The sequence below is a fragment of the Bacillus cereus group sp. BfR-BA-01356 genome, assembly GCF_022663635.1.
GTDB lineage: Bacteria > Bacillota > Bacilli > Bacillales > Bacillaceae_G > Bacillus_A > Bacillus_A cereus.
In genome coordinates this window covers 70583-91572 of record NZ_JAKUFX010000001.1, presented here as the reverse complement: position 1 = coordinate 91572, position 20990 = coordinate 70583, and the positions used below count along the sequence as shown (strand labels likewise).

Below are 20990 nucleotides of genomic sequence, written 5' to 3'. Positions count from 1 at the left end.
GATATTATGGCATAAACGTAATAAACTACGGTGTCTGTTTTTAGAGAAATCCCCTCAAATGTGACGTAATTCATAAAAAAACTCCATTTTGTAAGTGTTTTTGTTGGATTCTAGAAAAATAAATCTTGAAACTTCCTATTATGAAATGAATTTAGCGTATGTATGGCTAGTTCTTAAAAATAATATGGAGTATAAAATCGGAGTAAATATAAAGGAAATACGTTCGATACTTTTGTTGTCATTCCGTTCCTTTACTCTTTCTTTCGCACGATTTAACTTGTGTTCTATTTCTTGTATCAGGTATAATATGGCTAAGTAGCTTAGTACGGGTATGCTTAGCAAAATTGGGAAAAATTATAATTTAATTAAATTTTCATATCATATCGAATAAGATATTTGATTTATATAATGAAAGAGAGGTGAAACCTGGTTTAAAAAATAAACAAGGACATGATATCGCATAACGGTAAGGACATTCGTCTTGGACGGTGAAAATATGGTGGTTGTAGAGTTTCCCCTGGTGTCTCTGCAATTTTAGTGAAATCAGTGTTTGCAAGATTTTTAAACCAGGCAACAACATGAAGAGAAAAGAGAATGAGTCTGTTAAAGTATTTGCTCTTGGTGGAGTAGGTGAAATCGGGAAAAATATGTACTGTGTTGAAATTGATTCTGAAATCTTTATCGTAGATGCAGGGTTAATGTTCCCGGGAGATGAAATGTTTGGAATTGATATCGTTATTCCTGATATTACATATTTAGTGGAAAATCAAGAGCGAGTAAAAGGTTTATTTATTACTCACGGTCATGAAGATCATATTGGTGGAATTGTGTATGTACTTCGTAAATTATCTATTCCAGTCTATGCAACGAAATTAACAGTAGGACTTATACAAGAAAAACTTGGTGAAGCGGGCATGTTAGGCCGTGTAGACCTAAAAACAATCGATTCAAATTCAACAGTAGAATTTAACACTACAACGGTGTCATTCTTCGGAACGACACATAGTATTCCGGATTCTGTTGGCGTTTGTTTCCATACATCAAAAGGTGCAGTCGTATATACGGGAGACTTTAAATTCGATCAAACTCCAATTGGAAATAGTGGAGCAGACCTTGGGAAAATGGCGCAAATCGGAAATGAAGGCGTACTTTGCTTATTATCTGATAGTACAAACGCAGAGCGCCCAGGCTATACAGGTTCAGAAAAAGAAGTTGGTGTAGAAATCTCTAAAGTGTTCTACGGTGCAGAAGGTCGTATTATCGTTGCTTCATTTGCATCGAATGTACATCGTATTCAACAAGTATTTGATGCAGCTGCTGAAACAGGGCGAAAAGTAGCGGTAGTAGGACGTAGTATGGTGAAAGTAGTAGACATTGCAAGACGTCTTGGTTATTTAGATGTTCCAGAAGGTATGGTTATTTCATTACAAGAAGTAGACAACTTCCCAGAGAAAAAGGTAGCTATTTTAACGACAGGTAGTCAAGGTGAACCGATGGCTGCTCTATCTAGAATGGCAAAACAAGCACATAAACAAATTTCAATTCGTAAAGGTGATACTGTTATCATTGCTGCTTCACCAATTCCGGGTAATGAAATATCTGTATCAAAAATTATTGATTTGTTATTTAGAGCTGGAGCTGAAGTTGTTTATTACGGCGAACGAAAAGTTCACGTGTCAGGTCACGGTAGCCAAGAAGAATTAAAATTAATGTTAAATTTAATGAAACCAAAGTACTTTGTACCCGTACATGGTGAGTTCCGTATGCAAAAAGCACATGCATATTTAGCTGAAGATGTAGGTATTACAAGAGAAAATATCTTTATCGTAGAAAAAGGCGATGTAATTGCTTTTGGTGACGATGAAGCGAACTTAGTCGGTAAAGTACAAGCTGGTAATGTTTTAATTGATGGATTAGGTGTAGGTGACGTTGGTAATATCGTTCTTCGAGATAGAAAGATGTTATCTCAAGATGGAATACTAGTAGTTGTTGTAACACTTGGTAAAGATGAAAAGAAAATTATCTCTGGTCCAGAAATCATTTCACGTGGTTTCGTATATGTTCGTGAATCAGAAGCGTTAATTGAACGATCTACAGAGATTGTACGTATGATTGTTGAGCAGTCAATTAAAGAATATTCAATTGAATGGTCAATGTTAAAACAAAATATTCGTGAATTATTAGGACAGTTCTTGTACGAAGAGACAAAGAGAAAACCTATGATTTTACCGATTATTATGGAAGTATAAAAAGATCACCCTTATGGGTGATCTTTTTTCTTTTTAACCCTATCGAATGAAATTTATAACTTAAGAAATAATAGTTATATACGAGTGAAAGGGGATGCGAAATGACAGAACGTGATCGATATACAAATGAAGAAAAAGAAGCTGAGCCAAAAGAAGCTGGAAAAGAGGCTTCAATAGTTGAAAAAATTCAACAGCTTGGACAGACAAATGTACCACAGATGAATGAATCACGTATTCATTGTTTAACGATTATCGGACAAGTGGAAGGTCATGTTCAATTACCACCGCAAAATAAAACAACAAAATATGAGCATATCATTCCGCAAATTGTTGCGATTGAACAAAATCCGAAAATTGAAGGTTTGCTTTTAATATTAAATACAGTTGGAGGTGACGTTGAAGCTGGGCTAGCAATTTCTGAAATGGTAGCTTCACTTTCAAAACCAACAGTATCTCTAGTTTTAGGTGGGGGACATTCCATCGGTGTACCGATTGCTGTTTCTACTGACTATTCGTTTATTGCGGAAACTGCGACGATGACAATTCATCCAATTCGTTTAACAGGTCTTGTCATAGGTGTGCCACAAACATTTGAGTATTTGGATAAGATGCAAGAAAGAGTCATTCGTTTTGTGACGAAGCACTCGAAAGTAACAGAAGATCGTTTTAAAGAGCTTATGTTTGCGAAAGGAAATTTAACGCGAGATATTGGGACGAATGTAATTGGTGGAGATGCAGTAAAGTACGGTCTTATAGATGATGTCGGCGGTATTGGAAATGCGATTCGAAAATTAAACGAATTAATAGATGTTCGTGCGGAAGATAGTACAGAAGGGACAATGCTACAATGATTTTATATACAATTATGCCAGAGCAACTTGTGTATCCGGTCGATTATTCACAATGTGAAAGTCAAAAAGTTGTAAATATAAATGGTGTGGAATTAATGGTTTCTGAAGAGGAACATGGATGTTATTCTATTGTACGTGTGCTAAGTACGGACCCACTTCACTATTTAGAGTTTGAGCCCGGTCAGAAAATAACCTTTTAGCAAAAAGAAGGATTTTGTTTAGAAGCTATGGTATAATATAAAAAACAAGACGGTTGAGCAGCCATGAGTAGGCTGCTTTCTTCTGTTTATTTAGCATTTTACAAGAAGTGTAAAAATAGAAGATATAAAGACCTGAAAAATAGAGAAAACAGACATATAAATAGAGCATTTTGAAGGGAGCTTTACTTATATGTAGAACACGAGGTGAAGAAATGGCAAAACAAAAGCAAAGAGGGACGAAGGCAAAGGCAAGACGTACGATAAAGCCAACTTTGTATTATGAAATCGTCGGTTTAACTCTTTTTGCACTTTCAATCATTACGATTTTACAGCTAGGTGTTGTAGGGAAATCGTTTGTGTTATTTTTTCGCTTCTTCTTTGGTGAGTGGTACATAATTGGTGTGTTAGGTGTAATAGCTTTATCGGTTTCCTTTGTTATAAAACGCGGATGGCCGAACCTTTTAAATAAACGATTAATTGGATTTTATTTAATTGTATTGGCGATATTAATGTTTAGTCATATTACATTATTTAACCTTCTTACAAAAGATGGAGCAGTGCAAAATACTTCTGTTATTGTGAGTACGAAAGATAACTTCTTTCTTGAAATGAAAAAGGGGCCAGATAGCGTTCATTTAGGTGGTGGTATGTTTGGTGCGCTTATGTTCGCAACATGTTACTTCTTATTTGACGAAGTAGGAGCTTATATCATTGGTATTATTCTAGTTATTCTCGGTATACTTTGTATAACAAATAAGCATATTGGAGAAGTGTTAGCTCCAGTTGGTAGAATTCTTAGAAGTCAGTTTCAAGTGATGCAAGGGGATTATAAAGATTGGAGAGCCAAAAGAACGGCTGAACAAACAGAAAAGAAAAAAACAACAAGAAGCACAAGAAGCAAACGTGCTGCAGAACAAGAAGAAATTATTGAGCCGATGGAAGAAATCTCAATTGATCCTCCGATTATTTCGAATTTCACTGAGAATTATCCTGTAAATGAAGAAGAGGATAAACGAATCGAAGTAGAGCAAGAAGAGTTGATCACTTCACCGTTTATTGAAGAGACTCCGCCAATTGAAGAACCAAAGAAAAAGCGTGGAGAAAAAATTGTTGAATCGTTAGAGAGTGAAGCGCAAGCACCTCCTATGCAATTTTCAAATGTAGAAAATAAAGATTACAAGCTTCCTTCACTTGATATATTAAAATTTCCAAAGAATAAGCAAGTTACAAATGAAAATGCGGAAATTTATGAGAATGCTCGTAAATTAGAACGTACATTCCAAAGTTTTGGAGTGAAAGCGAAAGTAACAAAAGTGCATAGAGGTCCTGCAGTTACAAAATATGAAGTGTATCCTGATATGGGGGTAAAGGTAAGCAAAATTGTCAGTTTAAGTGATGATTTAGCCCTTGCTTTAGCTGCAAAGGACATTCGTATTGAAGCGCCAATTCCCGGGAAATCAGCTGTAGGGATCGAAGTTCCAAACTCAGAGGTTTCGATGGTAACGCTGAGGGAAGTTCTTGACTCTAAGGCTAATAATCATCCGGAAGAGAAGTTGTTAATTGGTCTTGGCCGAGATATTACAGGTGAAGCTGTATTAGCCCGTCTAAATAAAATGCCTCATTTACTCGTAGCTGGTGCGACAGGTAGCGGGAAAAGTGTATGTATTAACGGTATTATTGTTAGTATTTTAATGCGTGCAAAACCACATGAAGTAAAATTAATGATGATTGACCCGAAAATGGTAGAGCTAAATGTATATAACGGTGTGCCTCATTTGTTAACGCCAGTTGTAACTGATCCGAAAAAAGCATCGCAAGCATTGAAAAAAGTTGTGAGTGAAATGGAACGTCGTTATGAATTGTTTGCTCATAGTGGTACACGTAACATTGAAGGATACAACGATTATATAAAAGAGCATAATAGTCAATCAGAAGCGAAACAACCCGAATTACCTTATATTGTAGTAATTGTGGACGAGTTAGCAGATTTAATGATGGTTGCTTCGTCTGATGTAGAGGATGCGATTATGCGTCTAGCGCAAATGGCTCGTGCTGCTGGTATTCATTTAATTATTGCAACGCAACGTCCGTCAGTTGACGTTATTACGGGTGTTATTAAAGCAAATATTCCATCACGTATTGCATTCGCTGTATCTTCTCAAACAGATTCTCGTACAATTCTTGACGGTGGTGGTGCAGAGAAGCTACTAGGTCGTGGAGACATGCTGTTTATACCAATTGGTGCATCGAAACCTGTACGTGTACAAGGCGCATTTCTATCAGATGATGAAGTTGAGAGAGTTGTAGAATATGTTATTGGACAGCAAAAAGCACAATATCAAGAAGATATGATTCCGCAAGATGTTCCTGATACGAAGCAGGAAGTAGAAGATGAATTATATGATGAAGCGGTTCAACTTGTAGTGGAAATGCAAACAGCATCTGTTTCTATGTTACAACGTAGGTTTAGAGTAGGTTATACGCGAGCTGCTCGCCTAATTGATGCAATGGAAATGAATGGTGTAGTAGGTCCGTATGAAGGGAGTAAACCGAGGGAAGTACTCATTAATGATGTACAAGAAAAAAGTTCTTAAAAAAAGCCTAATTGTTTTTACAATTAGGCTTTTTTATATAGTGTTTTTGTTATATACTATACTCAGCGATAAAGAAAGGGCTTACATTTAGGGGTGCCCTTTAGAATACGAATACTTTTAGTATGTTTTATGTAAATGTTCGATATTTAATGCAGAAAAATGTTAGATTTTGTTGACACGTATGAGAGCAAGTGGTAAGATTACTTCGAAAAGAATCACTGCCTCATATAATCTTGGAGATAAGGTCCATAAGTTTCTACCTGGCAACCATGAATTGCTAGACTATGAGGGGAAAAGTGTGTAACAAAGGATGTAAAGGATCTTTGTGCCGAACTTTTTCTCGAAATGAGGAATGTTTATGGTGCAAAGTTTTTTTTATGCAATAAAGAGTGAAAATTTTATTTTAAAAAATTATTATTATTTATTCGACAATTACACTTATTTTGGTGTTTAGTCATTTGTACTATGTTGTAAGTTGAAAAAAGAGAAAAGAAGTCTTACATCAGAGGTCGAATAATTGAAATGCGGGGGAGTCTTATGTCAGTAAAATCTGATAGTCGTCACCTATATCTACGGGTGATTGATCACATCAAAGAAAAAATTAAAGATGGCGCTTATAAAGAACGACAAAAGTTACCATCAGAGTTTGATTTAGCGAAAGAACTTGGCGTAAGTAGAGCGACTTTAAGGGAAGCGTTGCGTATTTTAGAAGAAGAAAATGTTGTCATTCGTAGACATGGTGTAGGGACATTTGTAAATGCAAAGCCATTATTTTCTTCTGGAATAGAACAACTTTCTAGTATTACAGATATGATTTCTAGTGTGGGGAAAACACCAGGAACAATCTTTTTATCATCATCTACTACAACTTTAACAGAAGAGGAAAAAGAGAAGTTTAATAGTGAAGATGGTTTTAATGCAGTGATGATTGAACGCGTGCGTACAGCAGATGGGGAACCTGTTGTGTATTGTATCGATAAACTTGCAAAAGAAATATTGCCAGACTTATCGGGTTACAATGAGGAATCATTATTAACGGTGATACATAATAACACGCATAAGCGCATAACATATGCGGTTGCTCACATTGAGCCAATTGGCTATCACCCTAAAATCTCACCAATTTTAGAATGTGAGCCTGAAACAGCACTGCTTGTATTAAAACAAATGCACTATGATCAAAATGATGAGCCAATCTTATATTCTATCAATTACTTTAGAGCTGATAAATTTAGCTTCCACGTATTAAGAAAGCGTATGTAGGTAAATTCCTTTTTAGGGAGGTGACAGCAAGAAGTAAGGAACAGCAGCGTAAGAATAAATAAATATATATCATTTTTGGAGGGGTTTCTAGTATGAAGAAAAAAGCAGGCCTTTTATTATCATTAACTTTAGCAGCAAGTACAGTTTTAGGTGCATGTGGTAACTCGGATAAGGCGAGCAGTGACAAGAAAGACACGAAAGACAATAAAGATTTCAAGGTTGGTCTTGTAACGGATGTTGGGGGCGTTGATGATAAGTCATTTAACCAATCTTCTTGGGAAGGGTTACAAAAGTTTGGTAAAGATAATGGTTTAAAAGAAAAGACAAATTATCGTTACCTTCAGTCTGAAAAAGAAGCTGATTATATTCCGAATTTAAAAAAATTCTCAAAAGATAAATATGATTTAACATTCGGAATTGGTTATAAATTAGAAGGTGCAATTAAAGAAGTAGCAAAAGAATCTTCAAAACAACAATTTGCAATCGTAGATACTGTTGTAGATGCACCGAACGTAACGAGCATTACGTTTAAAGATCATGAAGGATCATTCCTTGTAGGTGCGGTAGCAGCTATGTCAACAAAATCGAATAAAGTAGGATTTGTTGGTGGAATGAAAAGTGATTTAATTAGTAAATTTGAAAATGGATTTAAAGCTGGTGCAAAGGCAGTAAATCCAAACATTGAAATCGTATCTGAATATGCAGAAGCATTCGATAAGCCTGAAAAAGGTACAGTTCTTGCTTCAGCAATGTATGGTCAAGGCGTAGACGTAATTTATCATGCTGCTGGTGGTACAGGTAACGGTGTGTTCACAGAAGCGAAAAACCGTAAGAAAAAAGGTGAAAATGTTTGGGTAATCGGTGTTGACCGTGACCAACATCAAGAAGGTATGCCTGAAAATGTAACATTAACTTCAATGATTAAACGTGTTGATGTAGCAGTAGAAAAAGTAGCTAAAGAAGCAAAAGATGGGAATTTAAAAGGTGGAAAAATTGAAGAGTTTGGCTTAAAAGATGACGGTATTGGTATTTCAAAAACAACTGATAACGTGAAAAAAGTTAACCCTGAAATTTTAACAAAAGTAGAAGAGCTTGAAAAGAAAATTACAGCCGGTGAAATTAAAGTGCCAGCTACAGATAAAGAGTATAAAGAATACGAAGCTTCTCTAAAAAAATAAATAGAGAAATAGCAAAGGTTAGTTCATAGAACTAACCTTTGTATGTATAAAACTTCCGAATTGCTTAATAAGTTAATAGTGTAATAGGGAATGTTCCCTGTTAAAAGGAGGAACACAATGGAATACGTAATTGAGATGAATAACATTACGAAAGTATTCCCAGGCATTGTAGCGAATGATGATATTACGCTGCAAGTAAAGCAGGGTGAGATACATGCTTTACTTGGAGAAAATGGTGCAGGGAAATCCACATTAATGAATGTACTATTTGGTTTGTACCAACCAGAGCAGGGTGAAATTAAAATTAAAGGTAAACCTGTAAAAATCACAAATCCGAATATAGCAAATGACCTTGGTATTGGAATGGTCCATCAACACTTTATGCTTGTTCATAATTTTACAGTTACAGAGAATATTATTCTCGGAAATGAACCGAAGAAAAAAGGGAAAATTGCTGTTGAGGAAGCTGCTAAAGAAATTCAAAAACTGTCTGAACAATACGGTTTATCTGTAGATCCATATGCGAAAATACAGGATATTTCAGTTGGTATGCAGCAGCGTGTTGAGATTTTGAAAACTCTTTACCGCGGTGCAGAAATTTTAATATTTGATGAACCAACAGCTGTGTTAACACCGCAAGAAATTCATGAGCTAATTCAAATTATGAAAAAGCTTGTGCAAGAAGGAAAATCTATTGTTCTTATTACACATAAGTTGAAAGAAATTATGGAAGTTTGCGATCGTTGTACGATTATTCGTAAAGGAAAAGGGATTGGAACGGTTGACGTTGCAAATACGGATGAAAATAAACTTGCAGAATTAATGGTCGGACGTCAAGTGAATTTTAAAACAGAAAAAATAGACGCGAAGCCAAAAGAAGAGGTACTTTCAATTGCAAACCTTGTTGTTCACGATGCACGTCAACTACCTGCTGTAAAAGGCCTTGACTTAACTGTTCGTGCGGGGGAAATTGTTGGGATTGCAGGGATTGATGGAAACGGACAAAGTGAATTAATAGAAGCAATTACTGGTTTACGAAAAGTTGAGTCAGGTTCTATTGCAATTAAAGGAAAAGAAATAACAAATTGGCCTGTTAGAAGAATAACAGAAGAAGGAATTGGTCATATTCCAGAAGATCGTCATAAACACGGACTCGTTCTTGATTTTTCTGTTAGAGATAATATAGTTCTGCAAACGTATTATAAAAATCCATTTTCAAAGAAAGGGATTTTAAATTTCAGCAAAATTACAGAAAAAGCAAAGGCTCTTATTGAACAGTTTGATGTGCGTACACCTAGTGAGCAAACGTTAGCACGCGCTCTATCTGGGGGGAATCAACAAAAAGCAATTATTGCACGTGAAGTAGACCGAAATCCAGATTTATTAATTGCGGCACAGCCAACACGTGGTTTAGATGTAGGAGCAATTGAATTTATTCATAAGAGATTAATAGAGCAAAGGGATAAAGGAAAAGGTGTATTACTTTTATCATTAGAGTTAGATGAAATCTTAAATGTTAGCGATCGAATTGCTGTTATTTATGAAGGGGAAATTGTAGCAATAGTTGATGCGAAAGAAACGAATGAACAACAGCTTGGATTGTTAATGGCTGGAGGAACAAAGAAGGAGCAGGTGGGTACAAATGGCTAAAAAGCTTTTAACAGAACGAACGATAAATATTTTAGTCCCAGTACTATCCGTTATTTTCGGCTTACTTGTAGGAGCGATTGTAATGCTAGTTAGTGGCTATGATCCAATTGTTGGTTATAGTGCACTTTGGACAGGAATGTTCGGCAGCGCAAGTGCGATTGGTGAAACGCTTCGTACAATGATACCGCTTATTCTTGCTGGCTTATCGGTGGCGTTTGCATTTCGTACAGGTTTATTTAATATCGGGGTAGAGGGTCAATTGTTAGTTGGTTGGCTTGCAGCGGTTTGGTTCGGTTATGCAGTCTCACTACCAGCTTTCCTTCATATTCCATTATCTATTTTATTTGCAGCATTGGTGGGCGGAATTTGGGGCTTCATTCCGGGATATTTAAAAGGGAAGTTTCAAGTGAATGAAGTTATTGTAACTATTATGATGAACTATATCGCGTTGTATGTAACGTATGACATCATTAAGCGTTTCTTACATGCGGGTAATGACAAAACGTATGATATTAAAGAGAGTGCGTCACTATCTTCAGACTGGCTTGCTTCTATTACTGATGGTTCACGTCTACACTGGGGAATTATTGTAGCAATTTTAATCGCTATTTTAATGTGGTTCTTATTAGATCGAACAACTTTAGGTTACGAATTAAAGTCAGTAGGATTTAATCAGCATGCTTCTCAATATGCAGGTATGAAAGTTTCTCGTAATGTAGTATTCTCCATGACAATTGCTGGTGCATTTGCGGGGATTGGTGGAGCGATGGAAGGATTAGGGACATTCCAGAGTATGACAGCGATGTCTTCGTTTACAGGAGTAGGATTTGATGGGATTGCCGTAGCATTACTTGGAGGGAATAATCCGTTTGGTATAATCCTTTCAGCTTTATTATTTGGTGGTTTGAAAAGTGCTTCCCCTCAAATGAACTTTGAGGCAGATGTACCGTCAGAGCTTATTAATGTAATTATTGCATGTATCATCTTCTTTGTTGCATGTAGTTATGTGTTAAGATGGGCGCTTACACGCATGAGCAAGGAGGGGAAATAAATGAGCTTTTTAGATATATTAGCCATTCTTGTGACGGGTACGTTATATACATCGGCACCTATCATTTTCACGGCACTAGGTGGTGTATTTAGTGAACGATCGGGTGTTGTAAATATCGGATTAGAAGGACTAATGCTATTTGGTGCATTTATTGGAGTCGTTACAAACTTATTAATGGGTGATACTTGGGGAACGATGACTCCGTGGATTGCGTTACTATTTGCGGCAATTGGTAGTGGATTATTTGCATTACTTCATGCGGTAGCTTCTATTACATTCCGAGCAGATCAAGTTGTAAGTGGTGTAGCCATTAACTTCTTATCTCTTGGTTTAACAGTATTTGCAATTAAGAAGATTTTTGATAAAGGGCAGACTGACTTTATTCAGTATCGTATTGAAAAGATTGATATTCCAGGCCTTTCGGATATTCCGGTTTTAGGGAAAATATTTTTCTCGAACGTACCAATAACGTCATATATTGCCATTATTTTAGCATTCGTTGTTTGGTATGTTATTTATAAAACACCGTTCGGTCTTCGTCTACGTGCTGTTGGTGAACACCCAATGGCAGCGGATACGATGGGGATTAACGTATATAAAATGCGCTATATTGGAGTCTGTATTTCAGGAGTGTTTGCTGGAATTGGTGGAGCGATTTTTGCAATGTCAATTTCTAATAACTTCTCAGGGGCAACTATTACAGGACAAGGTTTCTTAGCTTTAGCTGCTATGATTTTTGGAAAGTGGAATCCACTAGGCGCACTAGGTGCAGCTCTATTCTTTGGTTTTGCGCAATCTTTAAGTGTAACGGGCGGAACAATCCCTGTATTAGACCAAATTCCAAGTGTTTTATTAACGATATTACCATATGTATTCACAATATTAGCGCTTGTCGGTTTTGTAGGTCGTTCTGAAGCTCCTAAAGCATTAGGAACTCCTTATGAAAAAGGAAAACGATAAGTATTTTATAAGTATAAAAAAGCTCGCACATTAGTGTGGGCTTTTTTACATAGAATATATTTAATACGGAATTTTACTATGTTCCTTACATATTAAAGTTTTTAGAAAGAATCATATGTAAGCATAATAAGGGAGAAAAGTTGATTTTTTATTTCTAAAAACTGTATATTGAAGAGGAATATTCCTATATACGTAAAGGAGGGCTATAAATGAAACTAATGGAACAACAACTACATGAGTTAGGTGGTTTGCGCGTACATATTATTCCGACTGATAAATATAAAACGAATACCTTTGTATTTCGTTTTAAAGCGCCTTTAAATGAGGAGACGGTGACAGAGCGTGCCCTATTGCCATACGTATTGCAAAGTGCGACAGAAAAATTACCTTCTGTAATTCGTCTTCGTCAATATTTAGAAGAATTATACGGATCTTCTTTAGCGGTAGATGTAAGTAAAAAAGGGGAAGACCATATTATCTCCATTTATGTAGACATTGCAAATGAAGTTTATTTACATGATGCACCACCGTTATTTGAAAAAGCGCTTTCTATGTTGTCAGATATTGTGTTACATCCAGCAACGGAGGGGAACGGTTTCCTATCTTCTATCGTAGAAAGTGAAAAAAGAGCACTGTTACAGAGAATTGAAGCTACTTATGATGATAAAATGCGTTATGCAAACGAGCGTTTAATTGAAGAAATGTGCAAAGTAGAACCGTATCGTTTAAGTGCAAATGGAAAAAAAGAGAGTGTTATGTCTATTACAAATGAAAGTTTGTATCAGTATTATCAAAAGGTGTTAGCGGAAGATGAAATGGATCTATATATTATTGGTGATATTTCAGAAAACGCCGTTGATCTTGTAAGTAAGTATTTTTCTATTTCAACTCGTCCAGTGAGAGAAAGAAATGTACTCCTTCATAGACGAAACAATGAAGAAAAAGAAGTTGTTGAAAAACAAGAATTAAAACAAAGTAAATTACACATCGGTTATCGTACATTTGTCACATATAAAGATGAAGATTATTTTGCATTGCAATTGTTCAATGGATTGTTTGGTGGCTTTTCTCATTCGAAGTTATTCGTAAATGTGCGTGAAAAAAATAGTTTAGCGTACTATGCAGCATCGCGCTTTGAAAGTCATAAAGGTTTATTATTTGTTATGTCAGGAATCGAAGCGAAAAATTATGAAAAAGCAGTTGAGATTATTAAAGAACAAATGCTTGCGATGCAAAACGGAGAGTTTTCTGAAGAAGAAATACATCAAACAAAAAGTGTCATCCAAAATCAAATATTAGAGGCAATTGATACACCACGTGGCTTTGTAGAAATGCTATATCATGGTATTATTTCAGATCGTACACGTCCAGTTGAAGAATGGCTTACAGGTATAGAAAGTGTGACGAAAGAAGAAATTGTAAAAGTTGCTAAAAATATTGAACTAGATACAATTTACTTTTTACAAGGAACGGAGGGAGAGTAAATGGAGAAAATTGTTTATGAGCAATTAAAAGAAACACTCTATTATGAAAAACTTCCTAATGGATTAGATGTATATGTTTTACCGAAACAAGGATTTAATAAAACATTTGCGACGTTTACGACGAAATATGGTTCTGTAGATAATACATTTGTACCATTAGGGAAAGAAGAAATGATTCGTGTGCCTGATGGAATTGCACATTTTCTTGAGCATAAATTATTTGAAAAAGAAGATCACGATGCTTTCCAATTGTTTAGTAAACAAGGAGCATCGGCAAATGCTTTTACATCCTTTACACGAACAGCTTACCTTTTTTCATGTACTTCAAACGTAGAACAAAATTTAAATACATTGCTAAACTTCGTGCAAGAGCCTTATTTCTCTGAAAAAACGGTTGAAAAAGAGAAGGGGATAATTGGGCAAGAAATTCAAATGTATCAAGATAACCCAGATTGGCGTTTGTACTTCGGGTTAATTGATAGCTTGTTTGTAAAACACCCAATTAAAATTGATATTGCAGGGACAATCGAATCTATTAGTAAAATTACGAAAGATTTATTGTATGAATGTTATGAAACATTTTATCATCCGAGCAATATGTTATTATTTGTTGTGGGTGCAATTGATCCAGAGAAAACAATGGATTTAGTACGTGAAAATCAAGCGAAAAAAGATTATAAAAACCAGCCAGAAATTGTGCGTTCATTTGAAAAAGAACCAAATGAGGTAAATGAAAAGAAAAAAATTATTTCAATGCCTGTGCAAACACCGAAATGTTTAGTTGGTATTAAAGCGACTAATTTAAAGGAAAAGGGGCAAGCGCTTTTAAAACAAGAAATTGCGCTTACGTTACTCTTAGATTATTTATTTGGAAAAAGTTCTGTTCATTACGAAACTTTATATAATGAAGGGCTTATTGATGATTCATTCTCGTATGACTATACAGAAGAAAATAACTTCGGTTTTGCAATGGTTGGCGGTGATACGAAACAACCTGATGAATTGGCAAATCGTTTAAAAGATATTTTATTAAAAACAGATTATGATCAATTAGATGCGGCGGCATTAGAACGAGTGAAGAAAAAGAAAATTGGTGGTTTTTTACGCTCGTTGAATTCACCAGAATATATTGCAAATCAATTTACACGATACGCGTTTAATGAATCTAGCCTGTTTGACGCATTGACTGTATTAGAAGGACTAACCGTTCAAGACTTACAAGAAGTAGCGAAATTATTGTTATCAGAAGACAAAATGAGTATTTGTCAGGTGTTACCGAAAAAATAAAATTAAAAAGATACCCTCATCTTATCATTGAAAAATTGTAAGATGAGGGTATTATTTAGTTATGTGAAAATTGAACTTGTAGAGATAAGAGAGGGACTTTATGAAAAAGTATGCGTTAGTAACTGGAGGGAGCGGAGGAATTGGCTCTGCTATTTCGAAACAATTAATTCAAGATGGATATACAGTTTATGTTCATTACAATAACAATGAAGAAAAGGTATTGGAATTGCAGAAGGCATGGGGAGAAGTTATCCCTGTTCAAGCGAATTTAGCTTCTAGTGATGGAGCAGAGCAATTGTGGGGACAAATTGAACATCCTATTGATGTTATTGTATACGCAGCTGGGAAGAGTATTTTTGGACTAGTAACAGATGTAACAAACGATGAATTGGATTATATGGTAGAACTTCAAGTGAAGAACGTATATAAATTACTTTCTATGGCACTTCCGCCTATGATCGGGAGAAGAAGTGGTAATATTGTAATTGTTTCATCTATATGGGGACAAATAGGGGCTTCTTGTGAAGTGCTTTATTCAATGGTAAAAGGGGCACAAAATTCATATGTGAAAGCTTTAGCGAAAGAAGTTTCTTTAAGTGGATTACGTGTGAATGCAGTAGCACCAGGAGCAATTGAAACGGAAATGTTAAGTGTTTTTTCTGAAGAAGATAAAATGGGAATTGCTGAAGATATACCATTAGGTAGAATAGGATTACCAGAAGAAGTAGCGAAAACAGTTTCATTCCTCGTATCACCAGGAGCGTCTTACATAACTGGACAAATTATCGGAGTGAATGGCGGTTGGCACTGCTAAAAAATTCTTACATAAAAAATGAATAGTTGCACAAATTAAGGATGATTTTATTACTCAATAGTGAGGTGCTTAATTATGTCAGTATTAGATAATTTTGATCAGTGGAAGAGCTTTTTAGGAGAACGTTTAGAGCAAGCGCAAGACAAAGGTTTAGATGGCGGTGCGGTATCAGATATGGCGTTTCGTGTTGGCGACTATCTTGCTAATGAAGTAGAAGGACGCAATGACCAAGAGAAATTATTAGCTGAGCTTTGGAAAGTTGCTGATGAACAGGAGCAACATACAATTGCAAATTTAATGGTTAAGTTCGTACAACATAAGTAAAAGTAGAGAGGAGATTCTCCTCTCTACTTTTTTTGTATAATAATTACACAGGGTAGATTATACATTTAGCTTCCCTATTAAGGTGAAATCATATAATATAGTACGTAGGTGTAAAGTAAGCAAGGGGAGTGATCTTGGATGATTGAATGGTATTTTGAATATGAAATACATAAAAACCGACCTGGCTTGCTTGGTGACGTTTCTTCGTTAATCGGTATGCTCGGCATTAATATTGTCACAATTAATGGTGTAGATAATGCACGACGTGGGTTACTTCTTATGTGTGATAATCAAGAGCAAATCTCTAGACTTGAATCAATTTTAAATACGATGGATAACATAACGGTAACGAAATATCGTCCGCCCAAGCTAAGAGATAAGCTAGCGGTTAGGCATGGTAGGTACATACAACGAGATGCAGATGATAAGAAAACATTTCGATTTGTGCGTGATGAATTAGGCTTACTTGTAGACTTTATGGCAGAAATTATGAAAAAAGAAGGCCATAAACTAATTGGGATACGCGGAATGCCTCGTGTCGGAAAAACAGAATCCATTGTTGCTGCAAGTGTTTGTGCAAATAAAAGGTGGTTATTTGTATCATCTACTCTTATTAAGCAAACTGTTCGTAGTCAATTAATTGAAGATGAGTATAGCGATGACAATATTTTCATCCTAGATGGAATTGTGTCAACGAAGCGTGCTAACGAAAGACATTGGCAGCTCGTTCGTGAAATTATGAGATTGCCTGCAACGAAAGTTGTGGAACATCCTGATGTATTTGTGAGTCAGTCAGAATACACATTGGATGATTTTGATTATATTATCGAGTTGCGTAACGATTATGATGAAGAAATTCAATATAATTTAGTAGATGAAATTGAGCAAGGTACGCAAAATAATTTCTCTATGTTTGACTTTTAAAGAAATATTGAGGTGTTAGTAGTGACGGAATTGGGACAAAAGCTGAAAGAAGCAAGAGAAGCGAAAGGCTTGTCTATTGATCAGCTGCATGAGATTACAAAAATTCAAAAACGCCATTTAGTGGCAATTGAAGAAGGCAATTATGATGTATTGCCAGGAGCTTTTTATGCACGTGCATTCATTAAACAATACGCAGATGCGGTTGGATTAAATGGAGAGGAACTGCTCGTAGAACATCAGAGTACGATACCACAATCTGAAAAGCGTGAAGTTCCACAAGTATCAACGGGACAAAAAACACAAGAAACAATGCAAAAATCTTCATCATGGCCAATTGCAGATCACATGCCGAAAATCTTAGTTGCGCTGTTAGTAATCGCAGTTGGAGTGGTAATCTGGTTTGTGTTTCAAGCGTTAACTGGAAAAGATGATGAAAAAGTTCCGAGCGCTCAAAGTGAGAAAATTGAAGTTCAAAAAGCGAAAGATTCTCCGTTAGATACGAAGAAAGATGAAGTGAAAGCGGAAGAGCCAAAAAAAGAGGAACCAAAAAAAGAGGAACCAAAGAAAGAAGAACCAAAGAAAGAGGAGCAACCAGCACAACCAACTGGACAGCAAGAAGTGAAAGTAGTTGGAACAACTGGAAAGGTATCTACTTTGGAAATTCATAATAATAAAACATTAGAACTGGAATTATCGGGTAAAGGTGCGAGTTATGTAGATGTTAAAGATGAAGCTGGGAATGTGATTCTAAACGCTACAGTACAAGAGGGCCAAATAGAAAAACGTGATGTATCAACATTAAAAGAAGTGCGACTTAATATTGGAAATGCAACGAATGTTGAAGTTAAACTGAATGGCCAAGTGGTCGCTTATCCATTGGATCCAGAAAAAGAACTTCACCAAAGATTGGTGATAAAAAACCAAGGGATAGAGCAACCTGCACAATAACAGTCATCGCTTCGATGACTTTTTTTCGATGAACAAATGTTTTTGATATGATGGAGGAATAGCTGTGAATTTACCAAATAAAATTACAATATCTAGAATCTTCTTAATTCCAATTTTTATGGTAATTATGTTAGCACCCTTTGATTGGGGTTCATACAAAATTGGTGATGTTGATTTACCGATTCAACATTTAGTGGGGGCACTTATCTTTATCATTGCTTCAGCTACAGATTGGATTGATGGACATTACGCAAGAAAATATAATCTTGTAACGAATTTAGGGAAGTTTCTTGACCCGTTAGCTGATAAATTACTTGTTTCGGCAGCACTTATTACATTGGTAGAGATGCAATATGTACCGGCTTGGATTGTTATTGTAATTATCAGTCGTGAGTTTGCGGTAACTGGTTTACGTCTTGTACTTGCTGGAACAGGGGAAGTAGTTGCAGCAAACCAGCTAGGAAAAATTAAGACATGGACACAAATTATTGCGATTGCAGCATATTTATTACACGATGTACCTTTAAATTTAATCCATATTCCAGTTGCGGATATCTTCATATGGATTGCATTAATCTTTACTGTTATTTCAGGATGGGATTATTTCTGGAAAAATAGAGCTGCTTTTGTAAACTCAAAATAGAAGTTTATGGGGGAATTGGGATGAATGCTGAGATTATTGCGGTTGGAACTGAATTATTACTTGGACAAATTGCAAATACAAATGCCCAGTTTTTATCTGAAAAGTTAGCTTCAATCGGAATTAACGTGTACTATCATACTGTTGTTGGTGATAATAATAAGCGATTGCAAAAGGCGATTGAAGCTGCGGAAGAACGTGCTGATATACTTATTTTCACAGGTGGATTAGGACCGACAAAAGATGATTTAACGAAAGAAACGATAGCTACTAGTTTAGATGAAGAGCTTGTGTATGATGAAAAGGCATTAGCCTTAATAAGTAATTACTTTAAGCGTACAGGCCGTGAATTTACGGAGAATAATAAAAAGCAAGCGCTCGTTTTAAATGGAGCAACAGTATTTGCAAATGACCACGGTATGGCGCCGGGTATGGGGGTAAATAAGAACGGAAAAGTTTATATTTTATTACCAGGGCCGCCAAAAGAGATGAAACCAATGTATGTAAGTTACGTAGAGCCTTTTTTACGTAATTTTACAACAGGAGAAAACATTTATTCTCGTGTGCTTCGTTTCTTCGGTATTGGGGAGTCCCAATTAGAGGTGAAAGTTCAAGATTTAATTGATGGACAAACAAACCCAACAATTGCCCCATTAGCAAATGATGGAGAAGTGACATTACGTTTAACCGCTAAGCATCAAAATGTTAGCGAAGCGGAGAAACTAATTCAATATGTGGAAGATTTGATTTTAGAAAGAGTAGGAGAATTTTTCTACGGATATGACCAAGAATTTTTGCATTATAAGGCAATCGAGTTATTGAAGAGAAAAGGGTTAACTTTAGCGTGTGCAGAAAGTTTAACAGGTGGTCTTTTTGGAAATCAAGTAACTGAAAACGCTGGTGTTTCTTCTGTGTTTAAAGGCGGTGTCATTTGTTATCATAATGATGTGAAGCAACATGTTTTACGTGTGCCTGAAGAAGTGTTGCATACTGATGGTGCAGTTAGTAAAGAATGTGCTCGTTATCTTGCTGAAAATGTTAAGGATGTACTAAAAGCGGATATCGGAATTAGTTTCACTGGTGTAGCAGGGCCAGATGCTTCAGAACAGAAAGAACCAGGAACAGTATTTGTTGGGCTTTCTATTAAGGATGAACCAACTGTAGTCTTTCCTCTTAATTTAAGCGGAAGTCGTCAACAAATTAGAGAACGAACAGCAAAATATGGATTTTATCATTTATATAAAAAGCTAGAAGAGATATAAGTTTCTTCTAGTTTTTTTACGGTTAAATTTAGATATTATTTGATAGAAAATAAAAAAATCGAATAAATGTTCGATTTTTGTTGGCAAATTGAATTGAAAATAGGTATAATAAGATTAGCAATTCAGTTAAGGAGGAATTTTGAATGAGTGATCGTCAAGCAGCGTTAGATATGGCGTTAAAACAAATAGAGAAGCAATTCGGTAAAGGTTCAATTATGAAATTAGGAGAACAAGCGGAGCGTAGAGTTTCTACAGTTTCTAGTGGTTCTTTAGCACTTGATGTGGCACTAGGGGTAGGCGGATATCCACGTGGCCGTATTATCGAAATTTACGGACCTGAAAGTTCAGGTAAAACGACAGTTTCATTACATGCAATTGCAGAAGTACAACGTCAAGGTGGACAAGCAGCATTCATCGATGCGGAGCACGCAATGGATCCTGTATATGCACAAAAATTAGGCGTTAACATAGATGAATTACTATTATCACAGCCTGATACAGGGGAGCAAGGATTAGAAATCGCGGAAGCACTTGTACGAAGTGGTGCGGTTGACATTATCGTAATTGACTCTGTAGCAGCTCTTGTACCGAAAGCAGAGATTGAAGGCGACATGGGTGACTCACACGTAGGTTTACAAGCACGTTTAATGTCACAAGCACTTCGTAAGCTTTCAGGAGCAATCAACAAATCAAAAACAATTGCAATCTTTATTAACCAAATTCGTGAAAAAGTTGGGGTTATGTTCGGAAACCCAGAAACAACTCCAGGTGGTCGTGCGTTGAAATTCTATTCAACTGTCCGTCTTGAAGTGCGTCGTGCGGAGCAATTAAAGCAAGGTAACGACATCGTTGGTAATAAAACAAAAGTAAAAGTAGTGAAAAATAAAGTAGCACCACCATTCCGTGTTGCTGAAGTTGATATTATGTACGGAGAAGGTATTTCAAGAGAAGGTGAAATCTTGGATATGGCTTCTGAGCTTGATATCGTTCAAAAGAGCGGTGCTTGGTATTCTTATAATGAAGAACGCCTAGGACAAGGTCGTGAAAATTCGAAGCAGTTCTTAAAAGAAAATACAGATTTAAGAGAAGAAATTGCCTTCTTTATTCGTGAGCATCACGGAATTAGTGAAGATTCTGGTGCTGAGGGCGCAGAAGATTCAACTCTTCTTGATTAAAAAAATAAAAGACACGGCCTCGTGTCTTTTATTTTTTTATCTACTATTAAGGAGCATAATATTATAGATAAAAAATATTTTTTTACTTCAAATGCGTTGTGTAAAGAGGGATATTTAAATATTTTAAGTAAAAGAA

18 protein-coding genes and 1 riboswitch are annotated in these 20990 nt (G+C 35.9%); all 18 genes read left to right on the top strand.

The genetic code is table 11. From position 1 onward, the window contains the following. Window positions 1–578 precede the first annotated feature (578 nt). Window positions 579–2249, top strand: coding sequence for a ribonuclease J (locus MR168_RS00420; protein ID WP_000823096.1), 1671 nt, complete (start codon window positions 579–581; stop codon window positions 2247–2249). Window positions 2250–2350: 101 nt separating this feature from the next. After that, window positions 2351–3100 (top strand): translocation-enhancing protein TepA, encoded by a 750-nt coding sequence (gene tepA, locus MR168_RS00415; protein ID WP_000139806.1) that lies wholly within the window; start codon window positions 2351–2353, stop codon window positions 3098–3100. Continuing rightward, on the top strand, window positions 3097–3300 hold the full coding sequence (locus tag MR168_RS00410; protein WP_000605036.1) for a YlzJ-like family protein: 204 nt from the start codon (window positions 3097–3099) through the stop codon (window positions 3298–3300). The genes tepA and MR168_RS00410 overlap by 4 nt, the downstream gene beginning before the upstream one ends. 212 nt (window positions 3301–3512) lie before the next feature. Next, on the top strand, window positions 3513–5894 hold the full coding sequence (locus MR168_RS00405; RefSeq protein ID WP_001118782.1) for a DNA translocase FtsK: 2382 nt from the start codon (window positions 3513–3515) through the stop codon (window positions 5892–5894). Window positions 5895–6097: 203 nt separating this feature from the next. Beyond that, window positions 6098–6199: riboswitch (purine riboswitch) on the top strand. Window positions 6200–6431: 232 nt separating this feature from the next. Next, complete coding sequence (locus MR168_RS00395) at window positions 6432–7157, top strand: GntR family transcriptional regulator (protein WP_000114182.1); 726 nt, start codon at window positions 6432–6434, stop codon at window positions 7155–7157. Between the two features lie 92 nt (window positions 7158–7249). Then, on the top strand, window positions 7250–8335 hold the full coding sequence (locus tag MR168_RS00390; RefSeq protein WP_000725771.1) for a BMP family lipoprotein: 1086 nt from the start codon (window positions 7250–7252) through the stop codon (window positions 8333–8335). A 117-nt stretch (window positions 8336–8452) separates the two neighbouring features. Next, on the top strand, window positions 8453–9985 hold the full coding sequence (locus tag MR168_RS00385; protein WP_000456914.1) for an ABC transporter ATP-binding protein: 1533 nt from the start codon (window positions 8453–8455) through the stop codon (window positions 9983–9985). Beyond that, window positions 9978–11036 carry an ABC transporter permease gene (locus MR168_RS00380; protein ID WP_001085254.1) on the top strand — a complete coding sequence of 353 codons (1059 nt, stop codon included), beginning with the start codon at window positions 9978–9980 and terminating at the stop codon, window positions 11034–11036. The genes MR168_RS00385 and MR168_RS00380 overlap by 8 nt, the downstream gene beginning before the upstream one ends. Beyond that, on the top strand, window positions 11037–11996 hold the full coding sequence (locus tag MR168_RS00375) for an ABC transporter permease (protein WP_000008857.1): 960 nt from the start codon (window positions 11037–11039) through the stop codon (window positions 11994–11996). Between the two features lie 209 nt (window positions 11997–12205). Continuing rightward, entirely contained in the window at window positions 12206–13480 is a 1275-nt protein-coding gene (gene yfmF / locus MR168_RS00370) for an EF-P 5-aminopentanol modification-associated protein YfmF (protein ID WP_000772418.1), read from the top strand. Next, window positions 13481–14767, top strand: coding sequence for an EF-P 5-aminopentanol modification-associated protein YfmH (yfmH, locus tag MR168_RS00365; RefSeq protein ID WP_016123272.1), 1287 nt, complete (start codon window positions 13481–13483; stop codon window positions 14765–14767). A 100-nt stretch (window positions 14768–14867) separates the two neighbouring features. After that, the gene (ymfI, locus tag MR168_RS00360; RefSeq protein ID WP_086411754.1) at window positions 14868–15581 is read left to right on the top strand and encodes an elongation factor P 5-aminopentanone reductase; all 714 of its coding nucleotides are present in this window, start codon (window positions 14868–14870) and stop codon (window positions 15579–15581) included. Between the two features lie 75 nt (window positions 15582–15656). Further along, on the top strand, window positions 15657–15905 hold the full coding sequence (locus MR168_RS00355) for a DUF3243 domain-containing protein (RefSeq protein ID WP_000114450.1): 249 nt from the start codon (window positions 15657–15659) through the stop codon (window positions 15903–15905). A 138-nt stretch (window positions 15906–16043) separates the two neighbouring features. Next, window positions 16044–16829, top strand: a complete 786-nt coding sequence (locus MR168_RS00350; RefSeq protein WP_000574107.1) for a DUF3388 domain-containing protein — start codon at window positions 16044–16046, stop codon at window positions 16827–16829. 21 nt (window positions 16830–16850) lie between these two features. Then, on the top strand, window positions 16851–17777 hold the full coding sequence (locus MR168_RS00345; protein ID WP_006928386.1) for a helix-turn-helix domain-containing protein: 927 nt from the start codon (window positions 16851–16853) through the stop codon (window positions 17775–17777). 64 nt (window positions 17778–17841) lie between these two features. Further along, window positions 17842–18420, top strand: coding sequence for a CDP-diacylglycerol--glycerol-3-phosphate 3-phosphatidyltransferase (gene pgsA / locus MR168_RS00340; protein WP_001052967.1), 579 nt, complete (start codon window positions 17842–17844; stop codon window positions 18418–18420). 20 nt (window positions 18421–18440) lie between these two features. After that, window positions 18441–19679, top strand: coding sequence for a competence/damage-inducible protein CinA (gene cinA, locus MR168_RS00335; protein ID WP_006928395.1), 1239 nt, complete (start codon window positions 18441–18443; stop codon window positions 19677–19679). Between the two features lie 143 nt (window positions 19680–19822). Further along, window positions 19823–20854 carry a recombinase RecA gene (gene recA, locus MR168_RS00330; RefSeq protein WP_001283860.1) on the top strand — a complete coding sequence of 344 codons (1032 nt, stop codon included), beginning with the start codon at window positions 19823–19825 and terminating at the stop codon, window positions 20852–20854. The last annotated feature ends 136 nt before the right edge of the window (window positions 20855–20990 follow it).

Bases quoted from the DNA above. Each gene is read 5' to 3' on its own strand.
- MR168_RS00420 (WP_000823096.1), top strand. From the start codon at position 579: ATGAAGAGAAAAGAGAATGAGTCTGTTAAAGTATTTGCTCTTGGTGGA.
- tepA (WP_000139806.1), top strand. From the start codon at position 2,351: ATGACAGAACGTGATCGATATACAAATGAAGAAAAAGAAGCTGAGCCA.
- MR168_RS00410 (WP_000605036.1), top strand. From the start codon at position 3,097: ATGATTTTATATACAATTATGCCAGAGCAACTTGTGTATCCGGTCGAT.
- MR168_RS00405 (WP_001118782.1), top strand. From the start codon at position 3,513: ATGGCAAAACAAAAGCAAAGAGGGACGAAGGCAAAGGCAAGACGTACG.
- MR168_RS00395 (WP_000114182.1), top strand. From the start codon at position 6,432: ATGTCAGTAAAATCTGATAGTCGTCACCTATATCTACGGGTGATTGAT.
- MR168_RS00390 (WP_000725771.1), top strand. From the start codon at position 7,250: ATGAAGAAAAAAGCAGGCCTTTTATTATCATTAACTTTAGCAGCAAGT.
- MR168_RS00385 (WP_000456914.1), top strand. From the start codon at position 8,453: ATGGAATACGTAATTGAGATGAATAACATTACGAAAGTATTCCCAGGC.
- MR168_RS00380 (WP_001085254.1), top strand. From the start codon at position 9,978: ATGGCTAAAAAGCTTTTAACAGAACGAACGATAAATATTTTAGTCCCA.
- MR168_RS00375 (WP_000008857.1), top strand. From the start codon at position 11,037: ATGAGCTTTTTAGATATATTAGCCATTCTTGTGACGGGTACGTTATAT.
- yfmF (WP_000772418.1), top strand. From the start codon at position 12,206: ATGAAACTAATGGAACAACAACTACATGAGTTAGGTGGTTTGCGCGTA.
- yfmH (WP_016123272.1), top strand. From the start codon at position 13,481: ATGGAGAAAATTGTTTATGAGCAATTAAAAGAAACACTCTATTATGAA.
- ymfI (WP_086411754.1), top strand. From the start codon at position 14,868: ATGAAAAAGTATGCGTTAGTAACTGGAGGGAGCGGAGGAATTGGCTCT.
- MR168_RS00355 (WP_000114450.1), top strand. From the start codon at position 15,657: ATGTCAGTATTAGATAATTTTGATCAGTGGAAGAGCTTTTTAGGAGAA.
- MR168_RS00350 (WP_000574107.1), top strand. From the start codon at position 16,044: ATGATTGAATGGTATTTTGAATATGAAATACATAAAAACCGACCTGGC.
- cinA (WP_006928395.1), top strand. From the start codon at position 18,441: ATGAATGCTGAGATTATTGCGGTTGGAACTGAATTATTACTTGGACAA.
- recA (WP_001283860.1), top strand. From the start codon at position 19,823: ATGAGTGATCGTCAAGCAGCGTTAGATATGGCGTTAAAACAAATAGAG.